We start from the raw sequence: 15,153 nt of genomic DNA on the forward strand, positions 1-15,153 counted from the left end.
AGAAATCATGAAAAAAAAAGAACTCCATCCTCAGATATTTTTAATAGAAAATTTCCTTTCCGATCAGGAATGCGATCATTATATTGAAATGACGAAGGATAAAGTCTTTGAGGAAGCAAAAATCAATATGAGAGGACGTCAAGTCATGAACAAAGGAATCCGAAACAACGACAGATTGATGATTTTTGATAATAATTTAGCCGAAAATCTTTATGAAAGAGCAGTTGAATTTCTTCCTCAGATTCATGACAATTATGAAGTTTCGGGTTTTAATGAAATGTTCAGAATTTATAAATATTCTCCGGGACAGCAGTTTAAAATGCATCACGATGGAAGCTACATCAGAAATGAGAATGAAAAAAGCTTTTACACTTTTTTAATCTATCTGAATGACGATTTTGAAGGCGGAGAAACAGAGTTTGAAAATCTGTTCACTGTAGCTCCGAAGAAAGGTTCGGCATTGGTTTTCTATCATCCTTTGAGACACGAAGGAAAAACACTGATCTGCGGACAAAAGTATGTTTTAAGAACAGATGTAATGTATTTAAAGATTTAAAAATGAAAAAGATATATGTCTCAGGAAACGGAAATGTATCCTGGGAAAAGTTTCAGCAGTTTTATATTGAACCGTTAAAGAAATTCAGCCTTGATGATTGTGAATTTATCATTGGTGATTTTTCAGGAACCGATACGTTAATGATGGAATTTTTAAAAGATAAAACAGAGAACGTAACCATTCTTCATGTTGGAAGAAGACCGAGATATTTTGCCAATTCTTTTAAAACAAAAGCTGAAAAATGGAAAGTTATCGGAGGTTTTACTTCAAATTATGAAAGAGATACCTTTGGAATTGATCTATGCACTCATTTTCTGGCGGTTGATTTCAATACCGATGAAAAAAGAAAAAGCGGAACATTAAAAAATATCGAAAAGTGTTTTGCTCTGAATAAAATAAAAGTGTAAAAAATTTTACCCATAATTTGCGTAAAAAATACACGAAAATTAACAAATTGTTTCACTAAAAATCATAAAGCTATGTTTGGATTTACACACATCAAATTTGATTCTATGACGTACGTTCTTCATTTTAAAAATGGAAAGATCGCCAGAGAAGGAAGAGGCTTATCGTTCTTTTATTTCGCTCCCAATTCGTCTATTGTAGCGATTCCGTTGGGAAGTAACGATCTGCCGTTTATCTTTAATGAAAACACGAACGATTATCAGACCGTGAAAATTCAGGGACAGATCAGCTATAAAGTGACCGATCCGAAAGCTCTTTCCAACACGCTGGATTTTACCGTGGATGGAGAAGGAGTTTACAAAAAGAATGACATTGAAAAGCTGAACCAGAGAATCATCAATCTCGCACAGACAGCGACTTCATCATTCATTCATCAGCTCAATTTAAAAGATGCTATCCGTTCTGCCAAACAGATTGAAGATCATATTCTGAAAGGATTAATCGATTCCGAATCCATTAAAAGCATGGGAATTGAAATTTTGGGAGCCAATATTTTAGCGGTTCAGACCACTCCCGAAATGGCAAGAGCGCTGGAAACGGAAACAAGGGAAAAACTCCAGCAGCAAGCCGATGAAGCGATTTATGAAAGAAGAAATTTTGCAGTGGAACAGGAAAGAAAGATCAAGGAATCTGAACTGAATACGGAAATTGCGGTTGAAGAAAAGCAAAAGCAGATTGAAGAAAAAAGGATGGAAACCGAAGTTCAGCAGGAAGAAAACAACAGAATTCTTCGTGAAATGAAAATTGCCGCCGATATTTCTGTAGAAAACCAGAGAAAAAAACTGATCGAGCAAAAAACGGAAAACGACAGAAAAGAAGCAGAGACTCAAGGTTATATTCTGGAAACTTCCTTAAAGCCTTACAAAGAAATCGACTGGAAAGTCCTCACTGCTTTGAGCGGAAGACAGGATGCGAGAAATAACATCGCTTTAGCGTTCAGAGAATTGGCAGAAAACGCCGGGAAAATAGGAAACCTGAATATAAGTCCTGATTTGTTGGATACTATTTTGAAAAAGTAAAAGGCTGGAAGAAGGAAGAGCGAAGTTGGAAGCAGTTAACAGTCTCCAAAAAAATGACAAAATAGGTTATCGTCTTTGCTGAGCAGAGCGCCTTTGCGAACCTTAAAAAAGTTTAGTAGTAAAATAAAAACTTTGCGGACTTTGCGTTAAAAAAAAACTTCTGAATAATTAAAAAAATGAAAGTAGAATACGCCATCATTATTAAAAATAAAACCCGCCTTGAGTCTCTGGTGGAAAGATTCAACACGCAGGCTCAGGCGAAGTTTTATATTGAAAGTTCCGGAGGAAATTTTCAGGAATATGTGGATGAACACGAAAAATTCGGTCAGTCGTTTCTGGAAGTTCAGACCCAGCTTTCCAAAATCATTAAAAATAAAGTGATTGAAAGAGAGTTTGTTCCCTCCTACATTTTCTCCGAAAACAATTTGATTGTGGTGGTCGGACAGGACGGTTTGGTAGCCAATGTTGCCAAATATTCCAAACACATTCCCATCATTGCGGTGAATCCCGATCCCGAAAGGTATGACGGCGTTTTACTTCCCTTCACAGCAAAAAACTTTTTAAAAGGAGTACAAGCTGTGATGAACAGAAATTTTAGTTCAAAAAAAATGAAGTTTGCTGAAGCCGTACTGAATGACGGACAAAAATTACGGGCAGTGAATGATTTATTTGTAGGAATTTCTTCCCATTCTTCCGCACGATATAAAATCATGCTGAACGGAAAAGAAGAGATGCACTCTTCCAGCGGAATCATTATTTCCACAAAAACAGGAAGTACAGGCTGGCTGAGTTCCATTTTCAATATGGCGTTCGGAATTTTAGGCGAAACAGCTTTAAAATATCCGCAGCTGAATGAAGAAGATTTGTATTTTGCAGTAAGAGAACCTTTCAAAAGCATCCGAACGCAGACCGATATCTGCAGCGGAAAACTGAAAAAAGGAAACAAATTAATCATCGAATCACTAATGCCGAATAATGGTTTTATATTTAGTGACGGAATTGAGCAGGATTTTCTACAGTTCAACAGCGGAGCAACAGCAGAAATCAGGCTTTCTGACGATGAAGCCGTTTTAGTTTTAAATAAATAATAACTATGAAAACAATAATATATTTGAAAGATAAAGATAACGCAACAAATCAGGTATTATCAGAAATTTGAAATCTTATGTAGAAAAAATCTTTGAGAGCTTAGCTAAGTAGAACGCCTTTGCAAACTTAAAAACAGTTAGTGATAAATAAAATCTTAGCGGACTTTGCGTTAAAAAATAAAAACAACATGAAAACAATAAAATATTTAAAATGCAACGCAGCAAACCCTCAAGTTGAAGGAGTAGATCATTTCCATATTATAAAACTCTGAGATCTTAGCTGAGTAGAACGCCTTTGCGAACTTAAAAACATTTAGTAGTAACAAAAAACTTTGCGGACTTTGCGTTAAAAAAAAACCATGAAAACAATAAAATATTTAAAAGGCGACGCAACAAACCCTCAAGCTGAAGGAAACAAAATTATCGCACACATCTGCAACGACATCGGAGGTTGGGGAAAAGGTTTTGTCTTAGCCATTTCAAATCGTTGGAAAAAGCCGGAAAACGAGTATAGAAAATGGTTTCAGGATGCTGAAAATTTTAATCTCGGAGAAATCCAGACCGTTCAGGTTGAAGAAGATATTTGGATTTGCAACATGATTGGTCAGCATAAAATAAAAACCAATTCAAAAGGAATTTCCCCGATTCGTTATGAAGCCGTTGAAAAATGCCTTGAAAAGCTTTCTGATGGAGCAAAAAAATTAAATGCGACAGTTCATATGCCAAGAATCGGTTGCGGTTTGGCAGGCGGAAAATGGGAAGAAATCGAGCCAATTATCGAAAGAACACTGCTGAAAAACAATGTGGCTTTTTTTGTTTATGATTTCGAATAATTGACTATTTAAAATTTGGCAAAAAATCTTTGAGATCTTAGCTAAGTAGGACGCCTTTGCGAACTTAAAAACGTTTAGTAGTAAATAAAACCTCTGCGGACTTTGCGTTTAAAAAAATTAAAACAAACCATGAAAACAATAAAATATTTAAAATGCGACGCAACAAATGCTCAAGTTTAATGAAACAGATCATTATCAAAAATAATAAATTTAATAGAACTCTGAGATCTTAGCTAAGTAGAACGCCTTTGCGAACTTAAAAACATTTAGTAGTAACAAAAAACTCTGCGGACTTTGCGTTAAAAAATAAAAATAACATGAAAACAACAACTTTATACAGGCCCGTCGGAGAAAAAGAAATGCTCTTAATCATCGAAAGCAATTACAGAAAATTCCCTCCACGACTAAACTGGCAGCCGATTTTCTATCCTGTTTTAAACGAAGACTATGCCTCAGAAATTGCCGAAAAGTGGAACACGCGGGACAAAGCCGGGAATTATTTAGGTTTTGTAACGAAGTTTGAAGTTATAGAAGAAACCGTCTGTAAATATCCCGCACAAAACGTAGGAGCAAGAAATCATAACGAACTCTGGATTCCTTCCGAAGAACTGGAAGAATTTAATCAGGCAATTGTCGGAAAGATTGAAGTGACGAAAGTTTTCATGGGAAAAGACTTCAAAAAAGCAGCAAATGAAGAACTGGAAAATCTATTGGCAAACATTAAAAAACTAACCATGACAAATAAAGGAATGGCGAAAGATACACTGGAAATCTTAGCTAAAAAATATTATATCAACGAAAACAACGAAAAAATCAGTATAGAAAATGAAATGCAGAACTGTATTGAAGAAACCGTTTTGTATTCCTCGGAAGAACTGTCGGAAATGACAAAAAACGAACTTCCGGAAACCCACTTCGAGACTCAGTTTGAAGTCTGGAGATGCAGTTCCCTGAAAGCCATTTTACAGTTAGCCGCAGAAGAAGATCAGGAGAAACTCATGTGCCTGAATTTTGCATCAGCGAAAAATCCAGGTGGCGGTTTCATTAACGGAGCAGAAGCGCAGGAAGAAAGTCTGGCAAGAACTTCCGGACTTCACGACAGTCTGCTTCAGGGTTGGGAATATTACGAAACCCACCGTGCCATGGAATCGTGTTTTTACACAGATATGATGATTTACAGCCCGAAAGTTCCCGTTTTCAGGAAAGATAAAGGAGAATTGCTGGATCAGCCTGTTTTCTGCAATTTCATCACCTCTCCCGCAGTGAACGCAGGCGTTGTGAAACGTCAGGAACCAGAAAGAGCGGATGAAATTTTCGGAGCAATGGATGTAAGAACCGATAAAATGCTCGCTTTAGCTCTAAACAAAGGAAATGAAACCTTAATTTTAGGAGCTTGGGGGTGCGGAGTTTTCAAAAATGATCCGAAAGAAATTGCCGAATTATTCAAAAAGCATCTTCTTGGGAAGTATAAAAATAAATTTAAAAGAGTGGTCTTTGCCATTCTCTCGAAAAAAGAGGAAATGATAAAGCCGTTTGAAGAAATATCATGAAAATTACAAGAGAAGAAATAACGGTAGAAATTTTAGAATTGCTGTATGATTTTCAATATGTTTTAGAACATCAAAAATCGGATATTTATTTTAATGATCCTACAAAGCTCTTACTTTCTCAGCAGATAAGATTCAGGAGAATATGTTCTGTTTTTGCATATCTGAATATCCAGATCAAAGACCTGAAACACTTTTATGAGTTAGAATTTATTAATGAATTTAAAGATTATCGTTTTGCTCACGGAATTTCAGATATGATAAAATCTTCGATAAGAGCAGGCTATGAGATTAAAGATATTAAAACAGAAAGTCTTAAAGAAATTTTGGAAAGCATAATATATTTTAGAAATGCTTATCTGAATTTGGTAAGAGGTTTTTTCGGAGGAGTACAAATTATGGGTTCTCCCTCTCTTGAACGAAGAATTTCTGAAAAAATTGTATTTGACAGCATACAGGACATTGATACTGTTGTTGAAAGATTAAATAAAATAATTGGTTATTTATTATTTCCTCAGACAGAAGCTTTTGATATGGATATTTTAATTAATCAATACAATTTTCCAACAGAAGATTATAGGACTATCTGGGAAAAGGAACAGGAAGATTATTATGAAAATGGATTTTAAATTAAAAAAATATAAAGAACAGCTACAGGATTGGCCGGAAAAAGGCTATCACATTATGGCTCAGTACGATGAAGATAAAATTATTGTCTACCAGTCGTATCGGAAAGAAATAGGCAGATTTGCCGTTAAAAATCAATATTTCGGAGGTGGATTCAGTTTAGAAAGAATGACCTGGATAAAACCCAACTTCCTTTGGATGATGTTCCGAAACGGCTGGGGAACAAAAGAAGGACAGGAATCTGTTCTCGCCATTCATTTGAAGATGGATGCATTTAAAAATTATCTGAAAAATGCAGTCTATTCTTCATACAATGAAAAATTAAAAATTTCAAGGGAAGAATGGCAAAATCAGGTGAAAGAATCTTCTGTGAGACTGCAATGGGATCCGGATCACGATCCTTTCGGAAACAAACTGGAAAGAAGAGCGATTCAGATTGGTTTGAGAAATGATTTCATCAAAACTTTTGCAAAAGAAGACCTCCTTTTCATTGAAGATATTTCAGATTTTGTTAAAGAACAGCATCAGTTTGTTTTGAAAGACGATTTAGACAATTTAGTTCTTCCGGAAGAAAAACCGTTGTTGTTTGATGATGAGGATTTGAATAAGAAATTAAGGTTAAAATAATGAAAGATAAACTCTTACTCGCTTCAAAATCACTTACGGGGATTTCCATTGGTGATGCTTTTGGCGAAAGTTTCTTTGGTGAAAAAAGTATGATCAGAACGTTCATCCATCAAAGAATCATTCCTGAAAGCACTCTGGATTTTACGGATGATACCATTATGGCAATTGCTGTTTTCAAATCATTGGAAGAATTCGGACAAATCAATCAGGATTTTCTGGCGGAAGAGTTTACCCAAAATTATTATTTTGATATTAACCGAGGTTACGGACCTTCAATGCATCAATATTTCAGAGCTGTAAAGGATGGTGAAAACTGGAAAGAAGCTTCTTATTCAAAATTTGGAGGACAGGGTTCTATGGGAAACGGAGGAGCGATGAGAGCTTCTGTAATCGGAGCTTATTTTTATGATGATCTGGATCAGCTTAAAACAAATGCAGAACTGTCCTGTGAAGTTACCCATGCCAACAAAGAAGCGATGGAAGGCACAAAAGCTATTGCATTAGCTGCAGCTTTTGTCATTCAGGAAAAATTAGGATTGATACAGTTGAATCAACAGGAATTTATTCAGAAAATTCAGTCTGAATTGAAGGATTCTGATATGAAAAGTAAACTGAACAAAGTCTTATATTTAGGCGGAAATCCAAGCATTGAGTTATTGGTCAAAACATTAGGAAACGGAATAAAAATGACCGCTCAGGACACCGTTCCGATTGTACTCTGGATGCTTTCGAGATACCGGAACAATATTGAAGAATGTCTTTGGAATACAGTTTCAGTGTTAGGCGACAGAGATACAACCTGCGCAATGGCAGGAGGGATAAGTATTTTAAGCTGCGATGAAGCATCAATTCCGGATTGGACAAAGAATGTTGAGGATTGGAAAAAAAGCAAATTTTATGAACATTGAATTAATAAAAGGAGACATCACCAAAATAGAAGCAGACGCTATCGTTAACGCAGCCAACTCTTCCTTATTGGGCGGTGGCGGAGTAGACGGAGCCATTCATCGGGCAGGAGGAAAAAAGATTCTTGATGAGTGTTTAGAAATCCGAAACCGACAAGGCAAATGCAGAACAGGAGAAGCAGTCGTTACAACCGGCGGAAATCTCCCTGCGAAATACGTCATTCATACCGTTGGTCCGGTCTGGAACGGAGATGAAGAAAAAGGATCAAAATTATTGGCAAATTGTTATATAAATTCATTGAAATTGGCAGAAAGTCTGGATGTGAAAACCATCGCTTTTCCCAACATCAGCACAGGAATTTATCGCTTCCCAAAAGAATTGGCGGCAAAAATTGCCATAGATGAGGTGAGAAACTTTACATCGGAGATCATTGAAAAAGTTATTTTCGTCTGTTTTGATGATGAAAATGAGGAAATTTACAGAACACTGTTAAAAGAATAATACAGAATAATAGTTTTTGTGAGCTTCGCTAAGTGAAACGGCTTTGCGAACTAAAAACGTTTAGTAGTAAAAAAAAACTTTGTGGTCTTTGCGTTAAAAATAATACAAAAACAATAAAAACTAAAACAAATGAAAAAACTAACCATATTAACCGGCGCCGGAATCAGTGCCGAAAGCGGAATAAAAACCTTCAGAGACGGAGATGGTCTTTGGGAAAATCATAGCATCACAGATGTGGCAAGTCCGGAAGGATGGCGAAAAGACAGAGCTTTGGTTCTTGAATTTTACAACCAGAGACGAAGACAGCTTCACGAAGTAGAGCCGAATGATGCACATCGATTATTGGCAGAACTGGAAAAATATTTTGAAGTTCAGATCATTACCCAGAATATCGATGATCTGCATGAAAGAGCAGGTTCAACCAATATTTTACATTTACACGGCGAGTTATTCAAATCCTGTTCATGCAGCAATAAAAACCTGATTTACGAGCAGAAAGATGACATCAACATCGGCGATAAAGCAGAAGACGGAGCGCAGTTAAGACCATTTATTGTTTGGTTTGGAGAAGACGTTCCGCTGATGAGAGAAGCTACGAAAATGGCAAAAGAAGCCGATATATTTTTGGTAATCGGAACTTCTTTACAGGTGTATCCTGCAGCGGGATTGCTACATGATATCAAGGATGACTGTCTTTTAATCGTGATCAACCCAAACGAAACAGGTTTCGGGTACGGACAGAGAGCCGTTGTCATGAAAGAAACCGCAACGCAGGGAATGAAACTGCTTTTTGACAAACTGGTAAATCTTGCGTAGTGGAAAATATCGTAAAAGCCGGAATTTTCGGAGTTTGTGTGGGTGATGCTTTAGGCGTTCCGGTGGAATTTAAAACCAGAGAAACTTTAAAAGCGTTTCCTGTTGAAAATATGCGTGAATTCGGATCGTGGAACCAGCCGAAAGGAACATGGAGCGACGACAGTTCGTTAACGCTTTGTATTGCCGAAAACCTAACAAAAGGATATAATCTGGAAAAAATAGGACAAAGCTTTGTGAAGTGGGTAAAATACGGACACTGGACGGCTCACGGAAGATTGTTCGATATTGGCGGAACAACAAGGCATTCTGTTGCAAGATTAATAAAAGGAGAAAGCGCAAAATTTTCGGGAAATATTTTCGAAGAAGATAACGGAAACGGTTCTTTAATGAGAACACTTCCGTTGGCTTTCTACCTTAAAGACGAAGAAAATATTGAAAAACTCTATCAGACAGTAAAAGAAGTTTCTTCAATCACACACGGACATTTTCGCTCAGTGTTTGCCTGCTTTGTTTATGTAATTTTTGCCATTGAATTAATCAAAGGAAAAGATAAAAAAGAAGCGTATCATCACACTCAAAAAGCGGTATTGCAATTTGCAGAAATTCAGGGCTTTAACCTGAAGGAGATACAGCTTTTTGACAGGATTTTAAAGAATGATATTTCAGAATATCATGAAGATTCCATCAGTTCAGGAGGCTACGTTCTTCACAGTCTGGAAGCCACATTATGGTGTTTCCTGAATTCAGTAAATTATGCTGAAGCTGTTTTAAAAGCCGTCAATCTGGGAGAAGATACCGACACAACCGGAGCCATCACAGGCGGAATTGCCGGAATATATTATGGTTTTGAAAGTATTCCGAAAGAGTGGGTTGATGTTTTGGCGAGAAAGGATGATATTGAGAAATTGTGTGATAAATTAGATAAGGAATATTATGAAAAATAAAATACTTTATAAGGTTGTTACAGAAAAGGAAATTATTTTTCTTGGCCAAAACAATTTCCAAAAATTTTCATTTCAAGATCTAGAAACGGGCTCTGTAAATACGGAAGAAAAATCTAAAGAAATCGCACTTCAAAACTACATTAATAATCCGCAGTACAATTATATAGGATTTATTGTAAGTTTTGCAACGGAAGACAACAGAATAAAAGGAAAGATTAAAATAAATGATGTTTTTTTTGGAAAAAATTTTAAAAACTTCTCTGATGAAACTATAATTGATTGTATTGAGGATGAGGAAAGATTTTACGAAAAGAAACTCGAGTATTTTTTAGAAACCAAATCCCGAAAGATTATTCCCGATGATTATTTCATTAAATTAAACGAAGAGTTTAGTGTATTTTTAGAAAAAAACAATCATTTAAATACTGAAGACTATATAAAATCCAAAACACAAAAGTATAATACAATTAAAGAAAGAACATCATCGATTAATACATTAGATGAAGCAATAGAATTTTTAATTCAGGATTACGGAGCTGAAAAAATTAGTAAAATTCAAGATGAAACAATTTTAACACAGTTTAGAACGGAAAGAAATCATTTTGGAAGTAATATGTATCTCAGGAATTTATTTTTTCATGGAAATCAAAATGAAAATTTTAAAAAAGCAATCAGAGAGTATGGTAAAATTAGTTTTGCAAGTGGTGGAGAGCTGGGAGAGGGATATTTGGAAGATGCTTTTTGGAGAAAGTTAAATAACTGTGAAATAAACTCTGAAATTCAGCAAAAACTAAAAGAAGATTATGAAGAAATAGAGCTTTTAACTCAAAATTATTGCAAAAGCAAAGGTGCCGAAAATGTAAATGATTTGAACGAAGAAGATTTTGATGGTTTATTGAAAATTTATAAAAATAGAAATAAAGGAAAAGAAGGGTATATTTTAAGGCTTCAGCTCCAGTCATATAATATTATTGATAAAGATATAAATGATTATATCGCTCTTGAAAACGACAATAATGATAGAGATTATTATGCAATCAAATATGAAAAATATGCTATTCTGGCTGGTGTGAAAGATAACGATAAAAAAATGTATGAGTCCTTAAAATAAGATTATTTTCAATATCACGCAATTAATAAAAAGCTAGGATCCTTTATCCACAAAATAAAAGAACAACATATAATTAACGATTTATAAAATGAACGAACAACATAAAAAAAGAATAAGCAAATACCTAAGCTTGGTGCTTAGACACAAACCCGAAGTTATCGGGTTGAATTTAGACGAAAACGGATGGGCAGATGTGGAAGAACTACAGGAAAAATGTGCAAAACAAAATCGTGCTTTCACACTGGAAGAATTGGATGAGGTGGTGGAAACCAACGATAAAAAACGCTTTATTTTAAACGAGGATAAAACCAGAATCCGAGCAAATCAGGGACATTCAATTGATATTGATCTGGCGCTGAAACCACAACAGCCACCGGAATTTCTTTACCACGGAACCGCAGAAACCAATCTTGCATCCATCTTTGAAAAAGGAATTGAAAAGAGAAACAGACAGCACGTTCATCTAAGTCAGGATAAAGAAACCGCAACCAAAGTCGGAATGCGTCACGGAAAACCAGTCATTTTAACCATTGCAACCGGAAAAATGCACGAAGACGGAATCGTATTCTACCTTTCCGAAAACAAAGTCTGGCTTACGGATTTTGTGGATGCAGAATATATTTCGAAATGACAGCTAAAGAATTTGACGAAGCCGTAAAAGACTTTTCTCCTGAAAAAGAGGATTTAAAAGAAAAAGTTAATGAATTATTTGGAAAAGGAGCGGGAACCGTACGTATTTTATACTTTATTGTTGAACATAAGAATTGCAGATTAGTTGAAGCAATGGAAATTGTGGAATCCTGCCCGAATTATCACAACAGATTTAAATAAATGAAAGATTGCCAATTTGAATTATACAGCTTAAAAACAGAACATTTTAATATTATAATTACCTTTTCAATAGAAGATAAAATTGTAATTTATGGATGTGAAAGTGGAGATGTTGTAAGGGAAATTACGGGCAATTTTGATTATGAGTATTATTTAACAATAAATAGATTAAATCTGATTCAGTTGAAATTAATGAAAGGCTTAAAATCTTTTGAGGAATTGAAAGAATTCTTCATTAAAAATTTTTCTGGGGAAAACTGTATTGAAGAAGTTAAAAAATTTTGTTTTCGAAATTTTATAAGATATGAATTTAGTGTTTGGAGATAAAATATGAAAAGAACATTAGCAATAGGCGACATTCACGGAGGATTCAAAGCATTGACGCAGGTTTTGGACAGAGCCACTGTTACAGAAAACGACACCCTGATTTTTCTCGGAGATTATGTTGATGGCTGGAGTGAATCTTCGCAGATCATTCAGTTTTTAATTGAACTTGCCGAAAAGCAGGAATGTATTTTTATCAAAGGAAATCATGATGCATGGACGGAAGACTGGCTTGCTTTCGGCAAAAGTGAAGATGTATGGCTTTTCAATGGCGGAAAAAGTACGGTAGAAAGCTATTCAGATTTCTCTTTGGAAGAACTTGAAGTTCATCTTGAATTTTTCCAGCGGATGAAAAACTATTATGTCGACGATAAAAACCGACTGTTTATTCACGCAGGATATTCGTCCATGCACGGTCCCGAAAAAGAAGTGTATTCCAGCAATTACCGTTGGGACAGAACATTGTGGGAAACAGCCGTTGCAATGGATAAAACTATGGCGAAAGACTCCGAATTCTATCCGAAAAGGCTGCTTTTATATCATGAAATTTTCATTGGTCATACACCTACACTGCATTTGGGAAGTAAAGAGCCCATCAACAAAGCGAATGTCTGGAATATAGATACCGGAGCCGCATTCACCGGAGCATTAACAATCATGGATGTCGATTCCAAAGAATTCTGGCAAAGCGATCCCCTTCCGGAGCTTTATCCGAATGAAAAAGGCAGAAATAACTATACTGTTAAACCCAAAAACCGCTAAATATCTTCTCTAAATTGGGAAGATATTTTTTATACTTAAAATCAGCGCAATCAGCAAAATCAGCGGGAGCAAAATACACATTGGTAATGTCATTAACAATATAAACCGCATTTTTACGAGCGTAGTAAAAAGGCTTATTCAGAGATAGATTCTTTCTTCATGAGATTCAGCAAAGTGAATGACAATTCTGGAAAGTAACAAACACCTTTGCTTAGTAAACGCCTTTGCGAATGAAGAATATTTTCAAATTTTTTTAATAAAATCTTTGCGGTCTCTGCGTTAAAAATAATAGGTTTCACAAACTTTAAGTAATTTTAAAGTCCAAAATACCACCCAATGAAACTGAAATATCTTTTCCTGCTGCTTACTTCTTCATTCATCTTTGCCCAGACTCAATTTCAGACCCCTTTTGAAAAAGGAAATGGAAATCAGACGGTTACTTATGATGAAATGAACAGCTATTATCAGAATTTAGCTAAAAATTTCAACACCATTCAGTACCTTAAAAAAGGAGAAGACGACAACGGAAAAGCAATTTATGTGGTCATTTACAACCCTTTTCCCGAAAAAGACCTTGATAAATTAAGAAAAACCAAAGCCGTTTTATTCATCAATAACGGAATTCATCCCGGCGAACCAGACGGAATTGATGCGACCATGATGCTGATGAAAAATCTGGCAACTCAGAAAATCAAAACACCGCAGAATTTCATTATTGCTGCCGTTTCAGCGTATAATGTAAGCGGAATGCTCAATCGCGGATCATTTTCCAGAGCCAACCAGAACGGTCCGGAACAGTATGGTTTCAGAGGAAATGCCAGAAATTATGACCTGAACAGAGATTTCATTAAAGCAGATACCAAAAACGCCAGAAGTTTTCAGGAAATTTATCAGTGGCTGAAACCGGATGTTTTCATTGATAATCACGTAAGTAACGGAGCAGATTATCAATATACATTTACTTATATTTCTACCTTTAAAGAACGTCTGGGAAATATTTTGGGCGAATATTTTTACAACAGCTATCAGGCTAAAAATTTAAACGACTTAAAAAAACTGGGTTACGAAAGTACGCCTTACGTTAATATTCATGGCGATATTCCGGAAGTTGGCTTTGCTTCTTTTGAAGATTCTCCGAGATACTCTACAGGATATACCTCGCTGTTTAATTCTCTGGGAACCGTTCCTGAAACGCATATGCTGAAACCTTACGACAAAAGAGTGAATGCAACGTACAAATATATGTTGGTGAACCTTCAGAATTTAGATCAGGATTATCAGAAAATAAAACAACTCAGAATTGAAAATCTAAAACAGTACCAAGCCGGAAAACAGTACGGAATCCGCTGGAAAATAGATTCTGCAAAATACACGACCATGGATTTTAAAGGTTTTGAGGGAAAATACAAACCCAGTGAAATTTCCGGAAAACCGAGACTCTATTACGACAGAAACAAACCTTTCACAAAAAACATCAGGCTGTTTACAACTGCAGTTCCTACAGGTTATATCACCATTCCGAAATATTATGTCATTCCACAGTCACAATATCGTGTTATTGAGGAATTTAAAAGAAATAGAATTCAGATGAAGACCCTTCAGAAAGACAGTACCATTGCGGTGGAATCTTACAGAATCAATGATTTTAAAACCGTTAAAAATCCATATGAAGGACATTATCTGCATTTCGAAACAACGGTAGATAAAACGGATAAAAAAATGGCTTTTTTAGCAGGAGATTATATCGTTCCGACCGATCAGGAAGGTGTAAAATATATTATTGAAACCCTTGAACCGGAAGCGCTGGATTCCTTTTTCAACTGGAATTTCTTCGACGGTATTTTAGCCCAGAAAGAATATTATTCAGCTTATATTTTCGAAGATACCGCCGCAGAATTGCTGAAAAAAGATAAAGATTTAAAACAGAAATTCGAAGCCAGAAAAGCAGCCGATAAAAAATTTGCGGACGACGGAACTGCCCAGCTCGACTGGATCTACAGAAATTCTCCCTATTTCGAAGAAAAAACATTTAGACAATTTCCGATTTACAGAATCTTATAAATTTTGAAAATTGATTTAATTTATTGATAATCAGTGTTTAAATTCCGTATTTTTCCCATGTAAAATTGTTGTTTTTACGGACTGGATTTCATTTTTATAAATCGAAATTTGGTAAACAAAACCAATAAAAACGAC

Annotated in this window: 18 protein-coding genes; all 18 read left to right on the forward strand. The window is 35.5% G+C overall.

Annotated features, from left to right (window positions below; genetic code table 11):
* The first annotated feature begins 7 nt into the window (after window positions 1-7).
* The 18 genes from KKI44_RS13875 (at window position 8) to KKI44_RS13960 (ending at window position 15,018) form a co-directional block, all read left to right on the forward strand.
* On the forward strand, window positions 8-556 hold the full coding sequence (locus KKI44_RS13875) for a prolyl hydroxylase family protein (RefSeq protein WP_214587815.1): 549 nt from the start codon (window positions 8-10) through the stop codon (window positions 554-556).
* Window positions 557-558: 2 nt separating this feature from the next.
* Window positions 559-963, forward strand: coding sequence for a hypothetical protein (locus KKI44_RS13880; protein ID WP_214587816.1), 405 nt, complete (start codon window positions 559-561; stop codon window positions 961-963).
* 72 nt (window positions 964-1,035) lie between these two features.
* Window positions 1,036-2,040 (forward strand): SPFH domain-containing protein, encoded by a 1,005-nt coding sequence (locus KKI44_RS13885; protein ID WP_214587817.1) that lies wholly within the window; start codon window positions 1,036-1,038, stop codon window positions 2,038-2,040.
* 176 nt (window positions 2,041-2,216) lie between these two features.
* Window positions 2,217-3,128 carry an NAD(+)/NADH kinase gene (locus tag KKI44_RS13890; RefSeq protein ID WP_214587818.1) on the forward strand — a complete coding sequence of 304 codons (912 nt, stop codon included), beginning with the start codon at window positions 2,217-2,219 and terminating at the stop codon, window positions 3,126-3,128.
* 359 nt (window positions 3,129-3,487) lie between these two features.
* Window positions 3,488-3,961, forward strand: coding sequence for a macro domain-containing protein (locus tag KKI44_RS13895; RefSeq protein WP_214587819.1), 474 nt, complete (start codon window positions 3,488-3,490; stop codon window positions 3,959-3,961).
* Between the two features lie 317 nt (window positions 3,962-4,278).
* Entirely contained in the window at window positions 4,279-5,511 is a 1,233-nt protein-coding gene (locus KKI44_RS13900; RefSeq protein ID WP_250902069.1) for a TIGR02452 family protein, read from the forward strand.
* On the forward strand, window positions 5,508-6,137 hold the full coding sequence (locus KKI44_RS13905) for a hypothetical protein (protein ID WP_214587820.1): 630 nt from the start codon (window positions 5,508-5,510) through the stop codon (window positions 6,135-6,137). Before KKI44_RS13900 ends, KKI44_RS13905 begins: the two co-directional genes overlap by 4 nt.
* The gene (locus KKI44_RS13910; RefSeq protein WP_214587821.1) at window positions 6,127-6,762 is read left to right on the forward strand and encodes a DUF4291 domain-containing protein; all 636 of its coding nucleotides are present in this window, start codon (window positions 6,127-6,129) and stop codon (window positions 6,760-6,762) included. The genes KKI44_RS13905 and KKI44_RS13910 overlap by 11 nt, the downstream gene beginning before the upstream one ends.
* Entirely contained in the window at window positions 6,762-7,670 is a 909-nt protein-coding gene (locus tag KKI44_RS13915; protein WP_214587822.1) for an ADP-ribosylglycohydrolase family protein, read from the forward strand. Before KKI44_RS13910 ends, KKI44_RS13915 begins: the two co-directional genes overlap by 1 nt.
* The gene (locus tag KKI44_RS13920) at window positions 7,660-8,169 is read left to right on the forward strand and encodes an O-acetyl-ADP-ribose deacetylase (RefSeq protein ID WP_214587823.1); all 510 of its coding nucleotides are present in this window, start codon (window positions 7,660-7,662) and stop codon (window positions 8,167-8,169) included. The genes KKI44_RS13915 and KKI44_RS13920 overlap by 11 nt, the downstream gene beginning before the upstream one ends.
* Window positions 8,170-8,298: 129 nt before the next feature.
* Entirely contained in the window at window positions 8,299-8,985 is a 687-nt protein-coding gene (locus KKI44_RS13925) for an SIR2 family NAD-dependent protein deacylase (RefSeq protein WP_214587824.1), read from the forward strand.
* Window positions 8,985-9,929 (forward strand): ADP-ribosylglycohydrolase family protein, encoded by a 945-nt coding sequence (locus KKI44_RS13930; protein WP_214587825.1) that lies wholly within the window; start codon window positions 8,985-8,987, stop codon window positions 9,927-9,929. The genes KKI44_RS13925 and KKI44_RS13930 overlap by 1 nt, the downstream gene beginning before the upstream one ends.
* Window positions 9,919-11,040 (forward strand): hypothetical protein, encoded by a 1,122-nt coding sequence (locus KKI44_RS13935; protein WP_214587826.1) that lies wholly within the window; start codon window positions 9,919-9,921, stop codon window positions 11,038-11,040. Before KKI44_RS13930 ends, KKI44_RS13935 begins: the two co-directional genes overlap by 11 nt.
* 88 nt (window positions 11,041-11,128) lie before the next feature.
* The gene (locus KKI44_RS13940; RefSeq protein WP_214587827.1) at window positions 11,129-11,671 is read left to right on the forward strand and encodes an RNA 2'-phosphotransferase; all 543 of its coding nucleotides are present in this window, start codon (window positions 11,129-11,131) and stop codon (window positions 11,669-11,671) included.
* Window positions 11,668-11,871: a hypothetical protein gene (locus tag KKI44_RS13945; RefSeq protein WP_214587828.1), complete on the forward strand. Its 204-nt coding sequence runs from the start codon at window positions 11,668-11,670 to the stop codon at window positions 11,869-11,871. Before KKI44_RS13940 ends, KKI44_RS13945 begins: the two co-directional genes overlap by 4 nt.
* Complete coding sequence (locus KKI44_RS13950) at window positions 11,872-12,198, forward strand: hypothetical protein (RefSeq protein WP_214587829.1); 327 nt, start codon at window positions 11,872-11,874, stop codon at window positions 12,196-12,198.
* 3 nt (window positions 12,199-12,201) lie between these two features.
* A complete protein-coding gene (locus KKI44_RS13955) occupies window positions 12,202-12,957 on the forward strand; it encodes a metallophosphoesterase family protein (RefSeq protein WP_214587830.1) in 756 nt (251 codons plus the stop codon).
* Between the two features lie 336 nt (window positions 12,958-13,293).
* Window positions 13,294-15,018, forward strand: a complete 1,725-nt coding sequence (locus KKI44_RS13960) for a hypothetical protein (RefSeq protein ID WP_214587831.1) — start codon at window positions 13,294-13,296, stop codon at window positions 15,016-15,018.
* Window positions 15,019-15,153 lie beyond the last annotated feature (135 nt).

Source organism: Chryseobacterium sp. ZHDP1, from assembly GCF_018603435.1.
Classification (GTDB): Bacteria; Bacteroidota; Bacteroidia; order Flavobacteriales; family Weeksellaceae; genus Chryseobacterium; species Chryseobacterium indicum.

What these genes read in the sequence shown, in the direction of transcription:
- KKI44_RS13940 (WP_214587827.1), top strand. Translation starts at nt 11,129, where the DNA reads ATGAACGAACAACATAAAAAAAGAATAAGCAAATACCTAAGCTTGGTG.
- KKI44_RS13905 (WP_214587820.1), top strand. Translation starts at nt 5,508, where the DNA reads ATGAAAATTACAAGAGAAGAAATAACGGTAGAAATTTTAGAATTGCTG.
- KKI44_RS13955 (WP_214587830.1), top strand. Translation starts at nt 12,202, where the DNA reads ATGAAAAGAACATTAGCAATAGGCGACATTCACGGAGGATTCAAAGCA.
- KKI44_RS13900 (WP_250902069.1), top strand. Translation starts at nt 4,279, where the DNA reads ATGAAAACAACAACTTTATACAGGCCCGTCGGAGAAAAAGAAATGCTC.
- KKI44_RS13875 (WP_214587815.1), top strand. Translation starts at nt 8, where the DNA reads ATGAAAAAAAAAGAACTCCATCCTCAGATATTTTTAATAGAAAATTTC.
- KKI44_RS13960 (WP_214587831.1), top strand. Translation starts at nt 13,294, where the DNA reads ATGAAACTGAAATATCTTTTCCTGCTGCTTACTTCTTCATTCATCTTT.
- KKI44_RS13895 (WP_214587819.1), top strand. Translation starts at nt 3,488, where the DNA reads ATGAAAACAATAAAATATTTAAAAGGCGACGCAACAAACCCTCAAGCT.
- KKI44_RS13885 (WP_214587817.1), top strand. Translation starts at nt 1,036, where the DNA reads ATGTTTGGATTTACACACATCAAATTTGATTCTATGACGTACGTTCTT.
- KKI44_RS13935 (WP_214587826.1), top strand. Translation starts at nt 9,919, where the DNA reads ATGAAAAATAAAATACTTTATAAGGTTGTTACAGAAAAGGAAATTATT.
- KKI44_RS13950 (WP_214587829.1), top strand. Translation starts at nt 11,872, where the DNA reads ATGAAAGATTGCCAATTTGAATTATACAGCTTAAAAACAGAACATTTT.
- KKI44_RS13890 (WP_214587818.1), top strand. Translation starts at nt 2,217, where the DNA reads ATGAAAGTAGAATACGCCATCATTATTAAAAATAAAACCCGCCTTGAG.
- KKI44_RS13920 (WP_214587823.1), top strand. Translation starts at nt 7,660, where the DNA reads ATGAACATTGAATTAATAAAAGGAGACATCACCAAAATAGAAGCAGAC.
- KKI44_RS13910 (WP_214587821.1), top strand. Translation starts at nt 6,127, where the DNA reads ATGGATTTTAAATTAAAAAAATATAAAGAACAGCTACAGGATTGGCCG.
- KKI44_RS13880 (WP_214587816.1), top strand. Translation starts at nt 559, where the DNA reads ATGAAAAAGATATATGTCTCAGGAAACGGAAATGTATCCTGGGAAAAG.
- KKI44_RS13915 (WP_214587822.1), top strand. Translation starts at nt 6,762, where the DNA reads ATGAAAGATAAACTCTTACTCGCTTCAAAATCACTTACGGGGATTTCC.
- KKI44_RS13945 (WP_214587828.1), top strand. Translation starts at nt 11,668, where the DNA reads ATGACAGCTAAAGAATTTGACGAAGCCGTAAAAGACTTTTCTCCTGAA.
- KKI44_RS13925 (WP_214587824.1), top strand. Translation starts at nt 8,299, where the DNA reads ATGAAAAAACTAACCATATTAACCGGCGCCGGAATCAGTGCCGAAAGC.